Origin of the sequence: Levilactobacillus zymae (assembly GCF_032190635.1) — a bacterium.
In the GTDB taxonomy this organism is placed as follows: Bacteria; Bacillota; Bacilli; order Lactobacillales; family Lactobacillaceae; genus Levilactobacillus; species Levilactobacillus zymae_A.
This window is the reverse complement of sequence record NZ_JAVLAS010000001.1, coordinates 1,816,595-1,834,404: the sequence shown is the minus strand read 5'-3', so window position 1 is coordinate 1,834,404 and position 17,810 is coordinate 1,816,595. Positions and strand designations below refer to the sequence as shown.

The 17,810-nt window shown below is 50.3% G+C and carries 15 protein-coding genes and 3 pseudogenes; 12 read left to right on the top strand and 6 right to left on the bottom strand.

Annotated elements, in window-relative coordinates:
• Positions 1 to 10: 10 nt before the first annotated feature.
• A complete protein-coding gene (gene rpmF / locus RI501_RS08565) occupies positions 11 to 199 on the top strand; it encodes a 50S ribosomal protein L32 (protein ID WP_313821743.1) in 189 nt (62 codons plus the stop codon).
• A 304-nt stretch (positions 200 to 503) separates the two neighbouring features.
• Here rpmF and RI501_RS08560 read toward each other — a convergent pair whose 3' ends face one another.
• Positions 504 to 1,064 carry an NADPH-dependent FMN reductase gene (locus RI501_RS08560; protein WP_313821741.1) on the bottom strand — a complete coding sequence of 187 codons (561 nt, stop codon included), beginning with the start codon at positions 1,062 to 1,064 and terminating at the stop codon, positions 504 to 506.
• 113 nt (positions 1,065 to 1,177) lie between these two features.
• On the opposite strand from RI501_RS08560, the gene RI501_RS08555 reads away from it, so the two are divergent.
• Positions 1,178 to 1,648 carry a MarR family winged helix-turn-helix transcriptional regulator gene (locus tag RI501_RS08555; protein ID WP_313821739.1) on the top strand — a complete coding sequence of 157 codons (471 nt, stop codon included), beginning with the start codon at positions 1,178 to 1,180 and terminating at the stop codon, positions 1,646 to 1,648.
• Between the two features lie 49 nt (positions 1,649 to 1,697).
• Here the strand turns inward: RI501_RS08555 and RI501_RS08550 are convergent, their stop codons facing one another.
• Together RI501_RS08550 and adhP are read right to left on the bottom strand one after the other, a co-directional pair.
• Complete coding sequence (locus RI501_RS08550) at positions 1,698 to 2,618, bottom strand: IS30-like element ISLsa1 family transposase (RefSeq protein WP_011373852.1); 921 nt, start codon at positions 2,616 to 2,618, stop codon at positions 1,698 to 1,700.
• A 493-nt stretch (positions 2,619 to 3,111) separates the two neighbouring features.
• On the bottom strand, positions 3,112 to 4,128 hold the full coding sequence (adhP, locus tag RI501_RS08545; RefSeq protein ID WP_313821738.1) for an alcohol dehydrogenase AdhP: 1,017 nt from the start codon (positions 4,126 to 4,128) through the stop codon (positions 3,112 to 3,114).
• A 400-nt stretch (positions 4,129 to 4,528) separates the two neighbouring features.
• On the opposite strand from adhP, the gene RI501_RS08540 reads away from it, so the two are divergent.
• From RI501_RS08540 to RI501_RS08530, 3 genes are all read left to right on the top strand, one after another.
• Positions 4,529 to 5,215 (top strand): response regulator transcription factor, encoded by a 687-nt coding sequence (locus RI501_RS08540; protein ID WP_313821736.1) that lies wholly within the window; start codon positions 4,529 to 4,531, stop codon positions 5,213 to 5,215.
• Positions 5,212 to 6,834, top strand: coding sequence for a HAMP domain-containing sensor histidine kinase (locus tag RI501_RS08535; RefSeq protein ID WP_313821735.1), 1,623 nt, complete (start codon positions 5,212 to 5,214; stop codon positions 6,832 to 6,834). Before RI501_RS08540 ends, RI501_RS08535 begins: the two co-directional genes overlap by 4 nt.
• 278 nt (positions 6,835 to 7,112) lie before the next feature.
• A complete protein-coding gene (locus RI501_RS08530) occupies positions 7,113 to 8,315 on the top strand; it encodes a multidrug effflux MFS transporter (RefSeq protein WP_313821733.1) in 1,203 nt (400 codons plus the stop codon).
• A gap of 91 nt (positions 8,316 to 8,406) precedes the next feature.
• Here RI501_RS08530 and yidC read toward each other — a convergent pair whose 3' ends face one another.
• Positions 8,407 to 9,318 carry a membrane protein insertase YidC gene (yidC, locus tag RI501_RS08525; RefSeq protein ID WP_313821731.1) on the bottom strand — a complete coding sequence of 304 codons (912 nt, stop codon included), beginning with the start codon at positions 9,316 to 9,318 and terminating at the stop codon, positions 8,407 to 8,409.
• A gap of 108 nt (positions 9,319 to 9,426) precedes the next feature.
• Complete coding sequence (locus RI501_RS08520; RefSeq protein ID WP_313821729.1) at positions 9,427 to 9,702, bottom strand: acylphosphatase; 276 nt, start codon at positions 9,700 to 9,702, stop codon at positions 9,427 to 9,429.
• A 110-nt stretch (positions 9,703 to 9,812) separates the two neighbouring features.
• Between RI501_RS08520 and RI501_RS08515 the strand changes: the two genes are divergently transcribed.
• Together RI501_RS08515 and RI501_RS08510 are read left to right on the top strand one after the other, a co-directional pair.
• The gene (locus tag RI501_RS08515) at positions 9,813 to 10,583 is read left to right on the top strand and encodes a TrmH family RNA methyltransferase (RefSeq protein ID WP_313821726.1); all 771 of its coding nucleotides are present in this window, start codon (positions 9,813 to 9,815) and stop codon (positions 10,581 to 10,583) included.
• A gap of 131 nt (positions 10,584 to 10,714) precedes the next feature.
• Positions 10,715 to 10,912: pseudogene (locus RI501_RS08510) on the top strand (hydrolase); the annotation flags it as partial.
• Positions 10,913 to 11,059: 147 nt separating this feature from the next.
• Here the strand turns inward: RI501_RS08510 and RI501_RS08505 are convergent.
• Positions 11,060 to 11,821, bottom strand: a pseudogene (locus RI501_RS08505) (transposase); the annotation flags it as partial.
• A 93-nt stretch (positions 11,822 to 11,914) separates the two neighbouring features.
• Between RI501_RS08505 and RI501_RS08500 the strand changes: the two are divergent.
• The 5 genes and pseudogenes from RI501_RS08500 to mltG form a co-directional block, all read left to right on the top strand.
• Positions 11,915 to 12,295 (top strand): annotated as a pseudogene (locus tag RI501_RS08500) (HD domain-containing protein); the annotation flags it as partial.
• Positions 12,296 to 12,325: 30 nt separating this feature from the next.
• Positions 12,326 to 12,694: a winged helix-turn-helix transcriptional regulator gene (locus RI501_RS08495; RefSeq protein WP_396442516.1), complete on the top strand. Its 369-nt coding sequence runs from the start codon at positions 12,326 to 12,328 to the stop codon at positions 12,692 to 12,694.
• Between the two features lie 346 nt (positions 12,695 to 13,040).
• A complete protein-coding gene (pheS, locus tag RI501_RS08490; RefSeq protein ID WP_313821722.1) occupies positions 13,041 to 14,087 on the top strand; it encodes a phenylalanine--tRNA ligase subunit alpha in 1,047 nt (348 codons plus the stop codon).
• Positions 14,088 to 14,096: 9 nt separating this feature from the next.
• The gene (gene pheT, locus RI501_RS08485) at positions 14,097 to 16,508 is read left to right on the top strand and encodes a phenylalanine--tRNA ligase subunit beta (RefSeq protein ID WP_313821720.1); all 2,412 of its coding nucleotides are present in this window, start codon (positions 14,097 to 14,099) and stop codon (positions 16,506 to 16,508) included.
• Between the two features lie 163 nt (positions 16,509 to 16,671).
• Positions 16,672 to 17,808 (top strand): endolytic transglycosylase MltG, encoded by a 1,137-nt coding sequence (gene mltG / locus RI501_RS08480; protein ID WP_313821718.1) that lies wholly within the window; start codon positions 16,672 to 16,674, stop codon positions 17,806 to 17,808.
• The last annotated feature ends 2 nt before the right edge of the window (positions 17,809 to 17,810 follow it).

Genomic DNA, 17,810 nt, shown 5'->3' with positions numbered 1-17,810 from the left:
GGTGTTTTCTTTGGCTGTACCAGCACGGAAAACGTCTAAGACGAAAAAGCGTATGCGTCGGGGTCACATTAAGTTGAATGTTCCTGGTTTGACACCTTGCCCAAACTGTGGTGAACTTCGTAAGTCACACATGGTTTGCCCTAGCTGTGGCTTCTACGATGGCCGTCAGGTCGTTGCAAAGGCATCTGCAAACAACTAAACCTAAATGAAAAAACTCCTATGAAGTCCGCGGCTTCTAGGAGTTTTTTTGTATGTTCATGCCGACAACCAGTTGCCGTGGCGCTGAGGATGGCACCACCAGACCGTTAAACGGGGAACCTTTACCATTAATTTAACGAAGAAGCAGGCGAAGGCGTTGAACCGGGACGGGAAGTACTAAAAGCATCACCGGATTTACACACGCAAATATACGATTCACTAATGACTTTGAAGACCGCTAACGTTAGCCCGGTAAGGGGACGTTAGCGGTCTTTAGTTAGCGACAATCAGAAAGGTAGTTATGGTTAACGAGACTGGGGCGTTAATCGTAGTGCTAGTTCTTGACCCATTGTCGCGACCAAGGGTTGGAATGGTTGAAAGTCATCAGCGACCGTTTCAGTGGTTGTGGTTGAACGAAGCCGGAGACCAACATTAGTCGTAAGTTGATGCATTCCTAGTCCGGCCAAAACTAAACGGATGGCAATATCCGCCTGAATTGAGTGGTTACCGTAGATAAGGGTACCTACTGGTTTATCTTGCCATTCAGCCAAAAGCGTGTCGAGCGCGTTTTTAAGCACTGCAGGATAGCCCCAGTTATATTGCGGAAATACAAGAATAAAACCGTCACAAGCGGCAATAGACTTTGCGAAAGCAATAGTACTTGCGTTTTGATAATGACCATGTGCCGGGATATCCGGCTCATCAAGAAAGGGTAAATTGATTGCGGCTAGGTCAATCAGTTTAAGATTATACTCATCACGGCGGAGGGCGTTCATCGTCCAATCCGCAACCGCACCTCCAAGTCGGGCCGTGCGATTAGTACCCAGAATTACGCCAATTACAGGTTTGCGTGTTTCACTAGTCATGTTAATTCCTCCAGGAAAGTTGTTAAATTATTGATTCACGTGAATACATTTGGTATTATATTAGTAGACAAGCTAGATGTCAAATTTTAATTCACGTGAATGGAAGTGAAAAAATGCTCGACAACATTTTCCAATCGCTTAATCAATTGCTAGCGATGGACAGTTCCGAAGACGACGAGAAACAAAGGTTAATTTCTGAAAACCCAGACGCTACCATTCGAGCGTTGGCTGGCAAGCTGTCAACAAGAGATGTTTTGATTGTAGCAACAGTGCATAAAAATTCTCCGTATCCGCAAAAAGAGTTGCCTGCAGCTGTCAATACTTCGCAGCCAACGGCAAGTAGGGCAGTTGAAAGGTTAATAGACCTTGGCTTAATGGTGCGTACCCGATTACCAAACAATAAGAAGCAGTGGCAGCTGGTACTGACGGTTTTGGGACAGCAGATTGCTGAAGCCAAGGTTAAGTATGATCGGGACTTGAAAGCACAGGCCAGGGTCATTGCCAGCCATTACTCCGCACAGGAATTGTCCCGGTTCAATGACTTTCTCACAGAGATTCTTGAAATAAAAACCAAGACTCAATAGCTACTTTGCGGGATAAGAACTAAATAATAGCAGGAGGCAAATTACAAGTTTAATCCGAACAAGCCCGGAATCTTTCAATGGCAGTCTGTTGATGATGTATTTTTAATGGTCGTTGATTAATTAGTTCAAGTGCTGCTAGGATCTCATCAGTCGTTACTTGGCTAAAATTGGTCTTTTTCGGGAAGAACCAGCGTAACCGTCTATTAAAATATTCATTGGAACCTCGCTCCCATGGTGAATATGGATGGCAAAAATAAACTTTGATCTGATAATCCTGTTCTAAGGCCTGATAATTGGCAAACTCTTTACCATGATCAACAGTAATGGATTTTACTTGGGGACCGAAGGCCCCCATAAACTTGCCAAAGGCGGTGTTTAGAGCCTTAGCCGTTCTATTAGGGGCTTTGATGGCCCATAGAAGTCGGGTCTTACGTTCTACGAATGTAACCAGACATGATCGTGACTCACTTCGACTAGAAAGCACCGTATCTACTTCCCAATGACCAAAAGCTAACCGTTGATTAACAGTTGTTGGCCGTTGTTCGATGGAAGTCCCACTTGTAAATTTCCCACGATTTTCGCTCACTCGGTGCTGGCGGACATTCCGATTGGGTAGATCAGTCAATTTGAAGGGGAGCCAGCCACGATTAAGCCAATTATAAATTGACGCAGTGCTCAAGTTATAAGCGGCCGCAATGGTTTCTGGTGACCAGGTTAATCGTAAGTGATTGGTAATTAAAGTCGCTAATGCTGCCGTCAGCATCGAACGACGACCGCAATTCCGCCTTTTGCGATCTGCATCTTGCTGAGCTAATTCTGGATCATAAGGTTTAACCCGGTCCAACTCATAGCTAATCGTAGCTTTGGCGACGCCTAAGGCGTCAGCCATTACTTGGTAAGATTTATTCCCCTCATTGACCAGTTGTGCTAGTGCGCCACGTTGAAAACGTGATAAAGTAGATGTACCCAAAGTAATCACTCCCTATATTGGTTGGAATTAGCTACTACCATTGTAAGTGATTGCTTTGGGCTTTTTAATTTCTGTTCGGATTAATTATAGAATTTGCCAGGACAAAAGAAAAATTAATTCTTGGTATCCAAGACCATATTCACGGTCGCTCTCATTTTGAGGCAGGTTAATTGACGGTTAAGCCTGTCGCGGTCCTTTGTCCTAGCTACCGCATTCGCATGAAAACCGCGATCACATCCGAAAACGGGGGAAAGGACGCGGTCATCTGTTGCAAGTCATGGCTCTTAGTTTAGTGGGGAGCACCATTTAAAGCATAAACGACATCAGTCTCAACGAGGGCATCCGGAACCGGTGGCGTTAAGAAAATAGTTAACTGAAATAGAAGGCTTACCGATTGGTAACCATTAGTTATTCATAATCGATCTGACCACAAAAAAGCCCACCGAGCAACGAGCTCGGTGGGCTTTGTGAAACTTATGTTTTTAATTAGGGATTACTTCGTGAAATCAACAACCATCCGGCCAACGATGGAGTTAGCCTTCATTTCGTCGATGATGTCGTTAACTTCGTCCAAACGACGAGTCTTAACGATTGGGTGAACCAAACCTTCAGCCCCGAATTGGAAAGTTTCGGCTAAGTCTTGACGAGTCCCCACTAAGGAGCCTCGAACGGAGATACCGTCCAGCACCGTCTTGGCGATGTTCAATTGCATGTCACCTTGTGGTAAGGCCACGGCAACTAACTTCCCATCTGGACGCAAAGCGTTAACACTTTGCGTGAAGGCGTCTGGCGTAACGGCCGTAATTTGAGCGTTGTTTACGCCGCCGACCTTCTTTTGGATTTGTTCGGCTACGTCACCGTCATGCCGGTTGATCAGGACTTCAGCACCGTCCTTCTTGGCAGCAGCTAACTTGTCAGGGTTCCCATCAACGGCAACCACGTGGGCACCAAAGACGTTGTGAGCGTATTGAACGGCTAAGTTCCCTAAGCCCCCACAACCAACGACTTCAACCCATTGGCCAGGCTTAGTTTCGCCGACCTTCAAGGCCTTGTACATGGTAACCCCGGCACAGGTCAAGGAAGTGGCTTCGATTGGGTCCAGGCCTTCTGGCACCTTAACGGCGTAGTTGGCATCAACGATACATTCTTCAGCCATGGCACCGTCAACGGTGAACCCAGAGTTTTGAACGTTACGGCAAAGCGTTTCGCGGCCGGTCAAGCAGTATTCACAGTGGCCACAGCCCTTGAAGAACCAAGCAACGGAAACCCGGTCACCAATCTTTAAGTTGTCAACATCGTCGGCAACTTGGATGACTTTCCCGACACCTTCGTGACCGATAATCCGGCCAGGTTGCTTACCGAAGTCACCGGCAGCAACGTGTAAGTCGGTGTGACATAACCCACAGTATTCCATCTTAACTAAGGCTTCACCGTGCTTAATTGGACGGAGCGTAACATCCTTAATATCAACGTAACCATCAACAGAATCGCGAATAACAGCAGCTTTCATGAAAAGAACCCCTTTTCTTTTTTGTCTACAATCTCAGTATACTTAAAAAGTGAGCAAATACAAGTGAAAAAATGAACAAAAAATAAAAATATTTTTGAATCGCAATTAATTAGGGGCCACACGATGCCAGAACAACGGAAGTTGACCGACCTTTCTTGTGAAAGAAACCGTTGGCTAACCTTTCATGAACTTTTTAAAAAACGGGTACAACCGGTTGCATTTCATAGAATTAGGTAATTGGCTGGGAATGAGGGTTTCTCTCAGGAAGGTCGGGTAAAACCCGCACATTTAGGTAGAAATATGATAAAATTAAATATTGGAATGAATCACGGCTGTTCGCGGGCTGGCAAGTCTGGTCCCGGTGAACACAGCTAAATCGCCCTAGAGGAGTTAAAGAGTAATGAGTCGAATTTTAATTATTGAAGATGAAAAGAATCTGGCCCGCTTTGTCGAGCTAGAACTCAAGCATGAAGGTTATGAAACTAACGTTCAATTTAATGGTCGCACAGGACTGGAAGCCGCGTTGTCGCAAGATTTTGACGTGATTTTGTTGGATCTGATGTTACCCGAGTTAAACGGGATCGAAGTGGCTCGGCGGGTACGCGAGGTCAAGAGTACGCCCATCATCATGATGACGGCTCGTGATTCCGTGATCGACCGGGTTTCCGGCTTGGATCATGGTGCGGACGACTACATTGTAAAGCCGTTTGCCATCGAAGAATTACTGGCGCGGGTGCGGGCGTTGCTGCGGCGGATTCACCTGGAAGGTGAGCAGAAGAACACCAAGCAGACGACGGTGAAGTTTAAGGACCTGACCATTGAGAAGGAAAGCCGGATTGTACGGCGCGGCGACGACGTCATCAACCTGACCAAGCGGGAATACGAACTTCTGTTGGCTTTGATGGAAAACGTCAACGTGGTTTTGGCCCGCGATGTGCTGTTAACCAAGGTTTGGGGTTATGAATCCGAAGTTGAAACCAACGTGGTGGACGTCTACGTCCGGTACCTGCGTAACAAAATTGATGTTCCTGGCCAGAAGAGTTACATCCAGACGGTTCGGGGGACAGGGTACGTGATGCGGTCGTGAGAGAGCCAGAAGCCGAAACCGATGAAGCGAAACCCCAAACCTTTCGTTTTTCATTAAAGTGGAAGTGGTCGTTGTCGACGGCCGCCGCGGTGTTGGTCATCTTTGGCGTGATCACGCTACTAATCTTTAATAGCTTTATGACGGTTTTGATGCGCCAAGAACGCAACCACGTCAGCGATACCTTAGGTGTAGTAGTGGAGAAATTAAACACGCAAAAGCAAGAGTTGACCGGGGAAACGGTGAATAACCTGTTACGTCCCCGGAACTTTACGGTGGTCAATAAGCAAGCTAAGCGGCCAAGTAATCCCTACAGTAACGTGGTGATTACCAGCTTGGCGCGCGATAGTCAAACCGTGACGGTCTATGATCGAGCGGGTAACTTATTGTTTACCAGCCGGAATACCCCGACGTCGGCGTTTAAACGCTCGACGCAACAGAGTATTCGCACCCAACAAATTAACGGGCGTTCCGGACTGATTGGGCGCTCGCCGATTCGCGCTAAGCAAGGGAACCGCATCTTAGGGTACGTGCAGGTCGTCGACAGCTTGCAGGATTACCACGAAACCCAGGCCACGTTATTACAGGTGGTCGTCGTTTTGGGCTTGATTGCCGCGTTAGCCGCTGCTATCTTGAGTTACATTCTCGCGTCGTTTTTACTGCGACCAATGGATGCGATTCGCGATACGATTCACGCGGTACGCGACGATCCCCAGACGGATCAACGGGTTCCCGAATCCAAGCGTAACGATGAGTTGGGGGATCTAACTCAGTTGTTAAACGACATGATTGATACTACCCAACGCTATATCGACCAACAGCAGCAGTTCGTCGAAGACGTGTCACACGAATTGCGAACGCCGGTGGCCATCATCCAGGGGCACATGGAGATGTTGGATCGGTGGGGGAAGGACGATCCCGAGGTGCTCAACGAATCGATTAAGGCGTCGTTACAGGAAACCAAGCGGATGAAGAGCTTGGTTCAAGAGATGCTGGATCTTCAACGGGCGGAACAAATCGAGATTACCTTTACCAACGAGGTGACCGACGTGACCGAAGTGGTGACGCAGGTTTACGACAATTTTAAGATGATTCATCCGGACTTTGTCTTCATTTTAGATGACGATGTGCACCAATCGGTTCAGGCTCAGATTTACCGGAACCACCTTGAACAAATTTTAATTATCTTATTGGATAATGCGGTTAAGTATTCCACGACCCGTAAGGAAGTGCACGTGTCCTATGAACGGGATTCGCGCAACGTGGAAATTGCCGTTCAGGACTTCGGGGAAGGTATTTCGCAGGCTAACCGGGACCGCGTCTTTAACCGGTTCTACCGAGTAGATAAGGCCCGGTCACGGACTAAGGGTGGCAACGGCTTAGGCTTAGCCATCGCCAAGCGGTTGATTGAAGGCTATCACGGTTCGATCGCCATCGAGAGTGCCGTGGGTCACGGCTCGGTCTTTCGGATTTCGTTACCCATTTTGTCGGCCGAAGCGGCTCAGGTATTAACCCGTAAGAAGGAACAGGTCCAGGCTGAAAACAACGAAATTCCGGGGATCAAGTCGGCCCTCTTGGAGGATGACTCTAAGGACGATCCTGATCAACACTCCCAAGCTTAACCGGGAACTAAATTAGTCAAAAAGCGCTGCCAAACCAAATTAGGTTTGACGGCGCTTTTTGGGACGATGACGAACGGCGGTTTAACTGTGAAAGATGGAAGAAGTTGGCACGGTGGCATCTGGGTGATGGTGCGCCCTTTGACAAAGTTGGCGGTTTCCGGTAAAGTGAATGCTCAGAAATGAGGTGACACCATGAATTACAATCACATTCTGGTGTGCGTGGCCGTAGATGGCCCAGGACGTTTTTCCGCAAATTAACTTTTAAAGGAGAAATTGTTGTGAGAAACGTCCAAAAGAAAACCCCGACTTTGTGGTTAATCATTGTGTTGGTGGGGTTTCCGCAAATCAGTGAATCAATTTTTACGCCGGTCTTACCGGCACTAAGTCAAGCCCTGCAGGTGAGTGCGAGTCACATTCAGTGGACGATGAGCAGTTACTTTGTGGCGTTTGCCGTAGGAGTCCTGTGGTGGGGGCAACTGGCCGACCGCATTGGGCGCCGGCCCGCCATGTTAGGTGGCGTGGGACTCTACTTGCTGGGAAACCTGGGGTTGTTGTTTAGCCCCAGCTTTGGCTGGCTATTAGGTTTTCGCTTGCTGCAGGCCTTTGGCGCTAGCGCGGGATCCGTGGTGACGCAAACCATCATGCGCGAAAGTTTTTCGGGTGTGGTGGGCGCTAAAATTTTCGCGCAGACCAGTGCCGCCATGGCGTTGTCACCCGCACTGGGCCCGTTAATTGGCGGGGCCATGCAGACGCTTGGTGGCTATTCAGCCGTCTTCGGGACCCTAGTCGTTTTGGCCAGTGCGGTGTTGGGCTATAGTGCGTGTTGCTTGCCGGAAACCCGCCCTAGTCAAGTGGCCCTGACTGGGCGGCAATGGCCGATCGTGCACCGCTTGTTGAGTGATCCGGTGGTCTGGGGGTACGGTATTCTAATCGGCGGAATCAACGGGATCTTGTTCAGTTACTACGCCGAGGCACCGTTTATCTTTGAAACCCACTTCCGTTTCAGCGCATTGGCTTATGGTGCGCTGGGGCTCAGCCTGGCCGCGGCAAGCTTAGGGGGCGCACTGTTGGTGAGTTGGCTACTGAATCGGTGGACGCCGGAACAGCTCGTCATGGGTGGACTGCTCCTTAGCTGCGGTGCGGCATTAGGATTATGGCTCGCGGCGATCTGCGACACGGCCTGGGGCATGGTGGGCGGCTTCTTCCTGGTCTTCTTGGGGCTAAACATCGCGTTACCTAATGCCTTAAACCGGGCACTGATCGGGTACGAAGACGTCATAGGTAGTGCAAGCGGCTGGTTTAGCCTGGGGTATTACCTGTTGGTTAGCGCGCTGACCTACGGGATGAGCCTCCTGCACAGCACCTCAATTCAGCGCTTGCCGGTGTACTGCTTAGTCTTAGTCGGCGGGATGCTTGGCGTCTACGTCGGGTTAGTCCCGCGAACGCGGACTCATCGCTTAAGCGCGGAATCCACGGATTAATTAAATGATCAAAAAAGGCGCCACTAACGATTGGTAGCCAAAAACACCGACCAGGCCCTCGCGGCGTGATCGGTGTTTTTAACGTGGCTGATTAATGATTGTGGTGTTGCTGCTTGCCGGCGTTACGGTTACGGTGTCGGTTCTTATCGTGGACCGCAGCGGCTTTTTCTTGCTTAACTGCCGGTTTCACGGGTTCGGGAATAACGGGGGCCGGTTGGTCCTTCATCTTTTCCTTAATTTCGCGACGAATCCGTGGCCGGTAGAAGTTGATGATCAGGGTTTGTAAGCAGGCGAACAGCCCACCCACGAAGAAGTATAGTCCCAACCCGGCCGGTGAACTCATGGTGAAGAAGAGAATCATCACGGGTGACATCAAGAGGGTGTAGCGCATCTGCTTCTTCTGATCTTCAGGCATGCCCAACATGGACAGGTAACCCTGTAAGAGGTAGGACAGGAAGGATAGAAGCGCCAAGATCCAGCTGGCTTTCCCCAGGGGAATATTCATGAAGACGGCCTTCGATAGCTCCGGAGAATACCGGATAGCGGCGTATAACGCGGCGAAGATGGGCATTTGAATCAACAGGGGGAGACACCCAATGCCACCGGTCATACTGATGCCGTTGTTGCGGTAAAGGGCCATCATGGCCTGACTAGCCGCGGTTTGTTCCTCGGGTGTCTTGGCGGCCTTTTGTTGTTTCTGCAGGGCAGCCAACTGGGGACGCACCATGGAGATCTTTTCTTGCTGCACGGTGGCGTTACGCATCTGCTTCACCATCAGTGGCAGTAAGACCATCCGGACGATCACGGTCAAAATGATGATGGCCCAGCCGTAGCTGTTACCAAAGATACCAGCTAACCAGTCCATCACGTGTTGCCCGGGAACTGCTAAGTAATCGTAAACGAAGCCGTAGGGTTTCCCGTTTTTGGTCTGCACACAGCCACTCAGAATCAGGGCGAGGCTCGCCAAGGCGGCGGTCACCGAAACTTTCTTGGAGATTTTCATATGTTTTCTTGAACCCCTTCACTAATTTAACAATGGCACCGGTCTCCCGGTGCCATGCGGCGTCAACGCCGTGAACAACCAACATCTTACTTGATTTAGCGGTCTTTTTCAAATAATTATTGAAAAGTCGGCAAATCGACGGAAGGGCAGGTCGGTCACATCGAAGCTCACCACTTTAATCCAGGGAGATAATTGGGGGTGCTGCAGGTGGCGGCGAAAATTAGCGAGCGCAGCCGCCGCACCGCTAGCAACGATGGCGACTTGGCCGGTCCCTAGATTCTGCACGGTGCCGGTGACCCCAATTCGGTCGGCAAGCTGTTTAGCGGTCCAACGAAAGCCGACGCCCTGAACCCGACCCGAGATTAAATAACGTTGTGTGTGCACAACCAGACACCTCTTTTCGGAAAACTTTAGTCCTATCATACAGCGACCGTCCCGGTGTGCCTAGGGATATGTTAGAATTAAGCTAAATTTGAAAACGGGAGTAACTAGCGGTGAAAGAAAAAATTACATCAAGTCAAAACAAGCGCGTTAAGCAATGGCGGTCATTAACCACCAAAAAGGGACGGCAACAAACGCAAACATACCTATTAGAAGGTTGGCATCTGGTGCATGAGGCGATTTTAGCCCACCAGCCGTTAACTGCAATTTTAGGAACGGCTGAACAATTAGCGGCGCATGCCGACGTACTGCCCGGTGGCGTGGATTGCTTTGAAGTCACCGATAGCATTGCCAAAACCATCGGGGATGCCAATACGCCGCAGGGAATCTTTGCCACGGTGCCGTTGCCGCACACGGCACCCGTTGATCCGCACACGGCTCAGGGCGGTTGGCTGTTCTTAGATCAGGTCCAAGATCCTGGTAATATCGGGACCATGGTGCGGACGGCCGACGCGGCCGGCTTAACCGGGGTGGTCTTCGGACGGGGAAGTGCCAGTCGTTACCTCCCCAAGGTCCTGCGCTCGATGCAGGGCAGTCAATTTCACGTCCAACTGGTGGAGGCGGATCTCCACGATTGGATTCAAACGTTTACGACGCGGCACCTGCCCGTCTATGGGACCAATTTAGACCCCCAGGCGCAGGACTACCGCAACGTCGATCCACTGACGGCGGGCGCCATTGTGATGGGTAACGAGGGCAACGGAATGGCCCCGGATCTGCAGCGCTTGACGACCCGGAACCTTTACATTCCTATCAAGGGTCAAGCGGAGTCGCTGAACGTGGCAGTCGCGGCGGGCATTGTGATGTTTCGGTTGTTTGGGTGAACGTTAAGAAAGGGTTAATCCCGGGTAAAATAGAACATTTTCATTGCAATTTGGTGAAAAGCCAGTATGATATAGGGTAATTAAAGCATAGTGAGAGAATAGCTAAAATTTAAACGAAAAGGAAGCATTCTATGACCAAACTGACTTGGCGTGATGACCCTGAATATGTTGCTCTGGTAGCGGATTTATTGGCTCAAGAACCGGTTCAACGCTTGGCAAATTACACCCAACATCACCACTCAAACCGCTTGGATCATTCCATTTCGGTTTCATACAACAGTTATTTGATTGCCAAAAAGTTGCATTTAAACACCCGGGCCACGGCACGAAGTTGTTTTAAATAAACGAAGTTTCCAGGCGTAGAATTTTAAGCATCCATGGAAAAAGATATTCCGACGTTGGATTGTTTCCTAAATGTATTGATTGTGTCGTTAGTCGACGACTTTCATAATTTTCCGGGCCGGCGCGACTTGGTGGTTAAAAGATCTAGTCATCATCGCAACAATATGAAAACGATCGACAATTATTTTGGCATTTGGAAATACCAATCTGGCGATATCTTGATAGTAACTATTAAGGTCCAGAGAAACTGTCTTTACTTGCTTTCTAGCGGTGCTGTCAAACTTATTAAAGTAATCAATAATAGTTTGTTTAAAGCGATCCGGTAGGATCTGTTGAATTTCATGATCACCATCACCGTTAATACAAAGAAAGTGGAAATCGCCGCCAACACCACGAAATTCATCCATAGATAAGTGCTCAGGTAAAGAATGATAATTTCTCCGAAATAGATCATCATAGTTGTCTAAATAGCGACAAACGGTACTGGGAGAAACACTATTATCTAAAGCAATACTAGTCTGAGTACGATCATCCTGAAGATGCATGAATATTTTTTGTCTGGTAGCTTTGGAAATATTACAATACTTATTGACGAGGTCTGTTGTTGCCATTACCGAGTTTCCACAATTTTTACAGATTAATCGTTCTTTATGAAGTTCAAGATAGACGGGCTCACTAGCGTTGGCCGACGGATATGAAACGCGTGACACATAGTGTCCGTTATGACTAAAGTTTTCAAAACCACATTGAGGACACCTTGTATAAGTGGCTTTTACATTGGCAACATAGACTTTAGCAGGTTTTGATTTTATGAATTGATGCTTATAACTGAAAAAAATAACATTTGGGTCTTTAATACTGAGTGAAAATTTTATATTATTATCTATAGGGTTCATGGTTTCTCACATCCTTTGATGATGCTGTAGTGGGTGGATTTTTTTGTGTGTGGGGACCTGTGGGCCTCTTTTTTTTTCAAAAAAATCCTGTTAATAGATTACCACATTGGTAGTTCATCAACAGGAAAAAGTATAGAGCCAAAGTTGCATTTAAACACCCGGGCCACGGCACGGGGTGGGTTATTACACGATTTGTTTTACTATGATTGGCGGACCACGAAGTTTGATTTAGGTTCCCACGCCTTTATCCACCCGCGGGTGGCGTTGCGTAACGCCGAGAAGTTAACGGATTTAAGCCCCATGGAAAAAGATATCATCTTAAAACACATGTGGGGGGCGACGTTGGCCGTCCCTAAATACCGTGAAAGTATGATTGTGTCGTTAGTCGACGACTACGAAGCCGTGCACGAGTTTTCCGGGCCGGCTCGGCGACACATGCACACCTGGTGGGCTAAGGTTACGCCTAACGCTTAACGGGTAATTAACTGATAAGGAGGCGAATTGATGATGCAAATGATGTCAACCCAAGATGCCAGTACGCCGGTTGATTTTACGCTTTGTCCGCGCTTTGAACGCACTTTTTCCTTCCTAGGAAAAAAGTGGAACGGCTTGATCATCGACGTCCTCTTGCAGGAGGGGCCCCAGCGCTTTCGAGATTTGGCGCATAAGGTTCCACGGTGTAGTGACCGGGTCTTAGTGGAACGGTTGAAGGAACTAGAAACCAACGGGGTAATTGTGCGGCAAACTTTCCCCGATAATGCGTTGATCGAGTATGAATTGACTCAGAAGGGCCAGGAACTACAAGCCGTGATGACGGCGGTGCACGCGTGGTCCGACAAATGGTCGTGTTCACCGACTCCGGCCGAGAAGTAGTTGACAGGCCGGCGAAAAACCGGTAATCTTAAACCGAGTTCAATAGCTAAAAACGATGATAGAAAAGTAGTAACCGGGCTGTTTTGCCAGGAAGGGTTTTCCACGACTGGAAGAAGACCTCAAAACGGACTCAGTGAATTCAGTTCTGGAGTTGTGGTCGGGACTTACGTGGTGTAAGGAATGACCCACCGGTGAATGACCGTTATCATGTCTGAGTGTGGCGACGCAATGAGTCGCTGAATCAGGGTGGTACCGCGAAACGTTTCGTCCCTCTTAATTGAGGGCCGGGGCGTTTTTTTTATGGCGTCTGCCCATCGTTGGTATGAGAAGAAATGGAGGATGAAACATGTCGTTAAAGGATAAACTCACCGAGCTGCGCCAAAAGGGCTTGACGGATATTCAACACTCTGACGATCTGAAGGATGTCAATCAGATTCGGGTCAGTTTGTTAGGGAAAAAGGGACCCATCACCGAAGTTTTGCGGGGGATGCGCGATCTCGATGCCAGTGAACGGCCAAAGGTTGGGGCGTTTGCTAACGAAGTTCGCGACGACTTGACCAATGCGTTGGCCAAGCGGCGCGAGGAACTGGAAAACGCGGTCTTAAACGCCCGCTTAGCCAAGGAAACTCTGGACGTGACGTTACCAGGGACCCCGGTGGCGAAGGGTGAGCCCCACGTGATTCAACAAATTATTGATCAAATTGAGGACTTGTTCTTGGGCATGGGTTACCAGGTCTTGAGTGGTCCGGAAGTTGAAGAAGACAAGTACAACTTCGAAATGATGAACTTACCCAAGAACCACCCCGCTCGGGACATGCAGGATACGTTCTACATCACCAAGGAAATCTTGATGCGCACGCAGACCTCCCCGATGCAGGCCCGGACGTTGGAAAAGCACGACTTTAGCCAGGGCCCGTTGAAGATGATCTCACCCGGTGTGGTTTACCGGCGCGATACCGATGATCCAACCCACTCCCACCAATTCCATCAGGTGGAAGGCCTGGTCATCGACAAGCACATCACCATGGCCGATCTGAAGGGGACCTTACAAGTCTTGGCCCACGAACTCTTCGGCGACAAGTTCGACGTGCGGTTACGGCCGAGTTACTTCCCGTTCACTGAACCATCCGTGGAAGCCGACATCACCTGCTTCAACTGTGGGGGCAAGGGGTGTAACGTCTGCAAGAACACCGGCTGGATCGAAGTCTTAGGGGCCGGGATGGTTCACCCGAACGTCTTGAAGATGGCCGGCGTGGATCCCGACGTTTACGGCGGTTTCGCCTTTGGGGTCGGGCCCGACCGGTTTGCGATGCTGAAATACGGGGTTGACGACATCCGGAATTTCTACTTAAACGATGTACGCTTCCTCACCCAATTCACGAAGAAAGGATAATCGCCAACCATGAAGATTTCATACAACTGGATTAAAGAGTATCTCAATTTAGACGTTTCTGCCGTTGACCTGGCGGAAAAGATCGAACGGACTTCCGTGGAAGTCGACAGCGTGGTCACGCCCAGTGACGGCTTAAAGAAGATCGTGGTCGGCCACGTCCTCAGTGTCCAGGCCCATCCCGATTCCGATCACTTACACATCTGTGAGATTGACGTTGGGGACGACGAACCGTCCCAGATCGTCTGTGGCGCACCGAACATCGCCGCAGGGCAAAACGTGATCGTGGCACTGCCAGGGTCGCGGATCGCCGACAACGTGAAGATCAAGCGCTCCAAGATGCGCGGGGTCGAATCCGACGGCATGGTCTGTGCCTTACAAGAAATCGGCTTCCCCGAAGAAGTCGTGCCTAAGGACTACGTCGACGGCATTTACGTGTTGCCCGCCGACGTGCAACCGGGGGCACCCGTGTTCGACCTGTTAGGGATGAACGATAGCCTGATCGACCTCGACGTGACGCCTAACCGGGGAGACATGCTGAGCTTAAACGGGACCTTACGCGACTTGGCCGCCATTTACGACCAACCGGTAACGTTAGACACGCCGCACGTGATCGAGGCTGGGGACGCCATCGACACGCAACTTAGCTTGCACGTCGACGACAGCCTGGCACCGCAATACCGGATGCGCTTGGTTCGCGACATCAAGATTGCCCCGAGTCCGATGTGGTTACAGATTCACCTCTGGAACGCCGGGTTACGGCCAATCAACAACGTGGTGGACATCACCAACTACGTCATGTTGAAGTACGGCCAACCTTTGCACGCCTTTGACTACGGAAAGTTCAGCGGTCAGGACGTTTACGTGCGGACCGCTCAGGCCGGTGAAACGCTGACCACCTTAGACGAAAACGACCACGAGTTGGACCCCAGCGACATCGTGATTGCCGACAGCCAGGCGCCCATCGCCTTAGCCGGGGTCATGGGAGGCTTATCCACGGCCATCAGTGATCAGACCGTCACGGTTGCCGTCGAGGCCGCCGTGTTTGAACACGACCACATCCGCAAGGCGGCCCAACGCCACCACCTGCACACCGACGCGTCCCAACGTTTCGAACGGGGCGTTAACCAGGCCGGGGTCCAAGACGCCTTGGACGCCGCCGCTCAGATGCTGACCGAATTAGCGGCCGGCACGGTGCAGACCGGGACGGCCGTGGGCAGTAACCACCAGCCTGAACCAGCCGTGATTTCGTTGACCTTGACGCACGTCAATGCCGTGCTTGGGACCGAGTTGACCATGGACCAGGTCAGTCATATCTTAGAAACGCTCGGCTTCACCGTCAAGGTTACCGGCGATGAACTGACCGTCACGGTACCAATCCGGCGTAACGACATCCATATCCCGGCCGATTTATTAGAGGAAATCGCCCGGATCTACGGCTACGATAACCTGCCTGTGACCTTACCCACGGGCCGGATGACGCAGGGCCGGTTAACCCCGGCACAACGCTTGATGCGCGCCACGCGCAAGTCGCTGGAAGGTTTGGGCTTGAACCAGGCCATTTCCTACGCGTTGACCACCGAAGATAAGGCCAAGATGTTCTTGACCCATCCGGACAGTCAGGTCACCAAGCTGGCTTGGCCGATGAGTGTGGATCACGCGGTCTTACGGATGAACATGGTCACCGGGCTGTTAGACGATATCGCCTACAACACCGCCCGGAAGGTCAAAGATGTGGCCTTGTACGAACAGGGTCGGGTCTTCTACCGTCAGGACGGTCAGGATCGCCCAGCCGAAGAGGAACACATTGCCGGCGCCATCACGGGCCAACTGGTGCCCGCTGCTTGGAACCAACCGGCCCAAGACGTGGACTTCTACCAGTGGAAGGGCATCGTGGCGGCTTACCTGCAAGATATGGCGGTCAAGGGTGACGTGACCTACGAGCCCAACACTGAGATGCCGGAAATGCACCCTGGTCGGACCGCGGACATTCTGATCCACGGGCACAAGATCGGGTTCATGGGGCAGGTCCACCCGACGATTGCTAAGCGCTTTAAGATCGGGGCGACCTACGTCTTCGACTTGAATCTGCAAGCCATCATCGACATGCCTAAGCAAGAAAACCAGTACGATGTGATTTCGCGGTACCCGACGATTACGCGCGATATCGCCATGTTGGTCGACGATGCTGTGACCAACGAACAAGTAGTGGCGTTGATCGAGCGGCGTGGGGGCGCCTACCTCCAATCCGTGAAGTTGTTTGACGTTTACGACGGGGTGAAGGTACCTAAGGGTAAGAAGTCCTTAGCGTACACCCTGACGTACCAAGACAAGCACGCCACGTTGGTCGACGACGCGGTCACGCAAGCCTTCGAGAAGGTCACGAAACGCCTACAGGACGAATTAGGCGCGGAGATTCGCTAAAATTCGTGAAAAACCGGTAAAAACGCGGACGGTCCTTCGGGATTGTGCGCGTTTTTACCGATTTAAAAGATTACATTTTTGTCAAAGTGGGTCTTGCCGGTTTTCGTCGGCCCCGAAGTTCTGTATAATGTAGAAGACTATGGCAGAGAACGGAGGAAAAAAGTTGGATAATGGCACGGATCCTACGCCTACTCGTCAGTCTAAAGGCCCGAAACGCAGCTCGTTCGGTCGGCGGATCATGGTGGGTGTGGCCAGTTTATTAGTCATTTTAGCAGTGGCGATTGGAATTTTTGGTTATCAATTTTTCCAGTCAGCTTTAAAGCCCCTAGACACCAGTAACGAAAACGTGGTACAGGTCCACGTTCCCATGGGGGCAACGTCGAATAAGATTGGACAGATCTTACAAGACAAGAAGGTGGTTCAGAGTGGGATGGTCTTTAACTACTACGTCAAGTCCCATAAGTTCACGAACTTTCGGGCGGGATATTACCAGTTAAAGCCGTCGATGACGCTGAACACCATCGCCAAGCAGTTACAATTGGGGGGCTCAGCCGAACCCATCCAAAGTACGGCCGGTAAGGTCTTAGTCCGGGAAGGGGAAACGGTCGATCAGTTAGCCGCCGAGATTCCAATCCAAACGGACTTCACCAAGAAGGAATTTCTGAACTTGATGAAGAATCAGACCTTCTTTAATCAATTGGCCGCTAAGTACCCGCAATTGTTGGGATCGGCTAAGCAGGCCAAAAACGTCCGGTACCGGTTGGAAGGCTACCTGGCGCCAGCCACGTATCAGGCCGGTAAGAAGATGACGTTGAAACAACTGATTACCGAGATGGTGGCCAAGACGGATCAGAACCTACAGGGCAGCTATAAGACCATTAAGAAGCAAAAGCTCACCGTTCAAGAAACGTTGACCTTGGCGTCGTTGGTCGAACGCGAAGGGGTCAGTCAGACCGATCGTGATAAGATTGCCGGGGTCTTCTTAAACCGGATCGACGCGAATATGGCCCTACAGTCTGATATTGCCGTCCAGTACGCCCTGAAGACGACCAAGAAGACCTTGACCAACAAAGACCTAAAGGTTAAATCGCCGTATAACCTCTACGTGCACACGGGTTATGGGCCCGGACCGTTCGATAATCCGAGTGTTTCGGCCATTAAGGCGGTTCTACATCCGGCGGCTCGCAGTAAGAATTATTACTACTTCATTGCGAATACCAAGACCGGGAAAGTCTACTTCTCGACCACGTACGATCAACATCAGGCATTAACTAGTTCATTAGCAAGCGATAATAAGTAAAG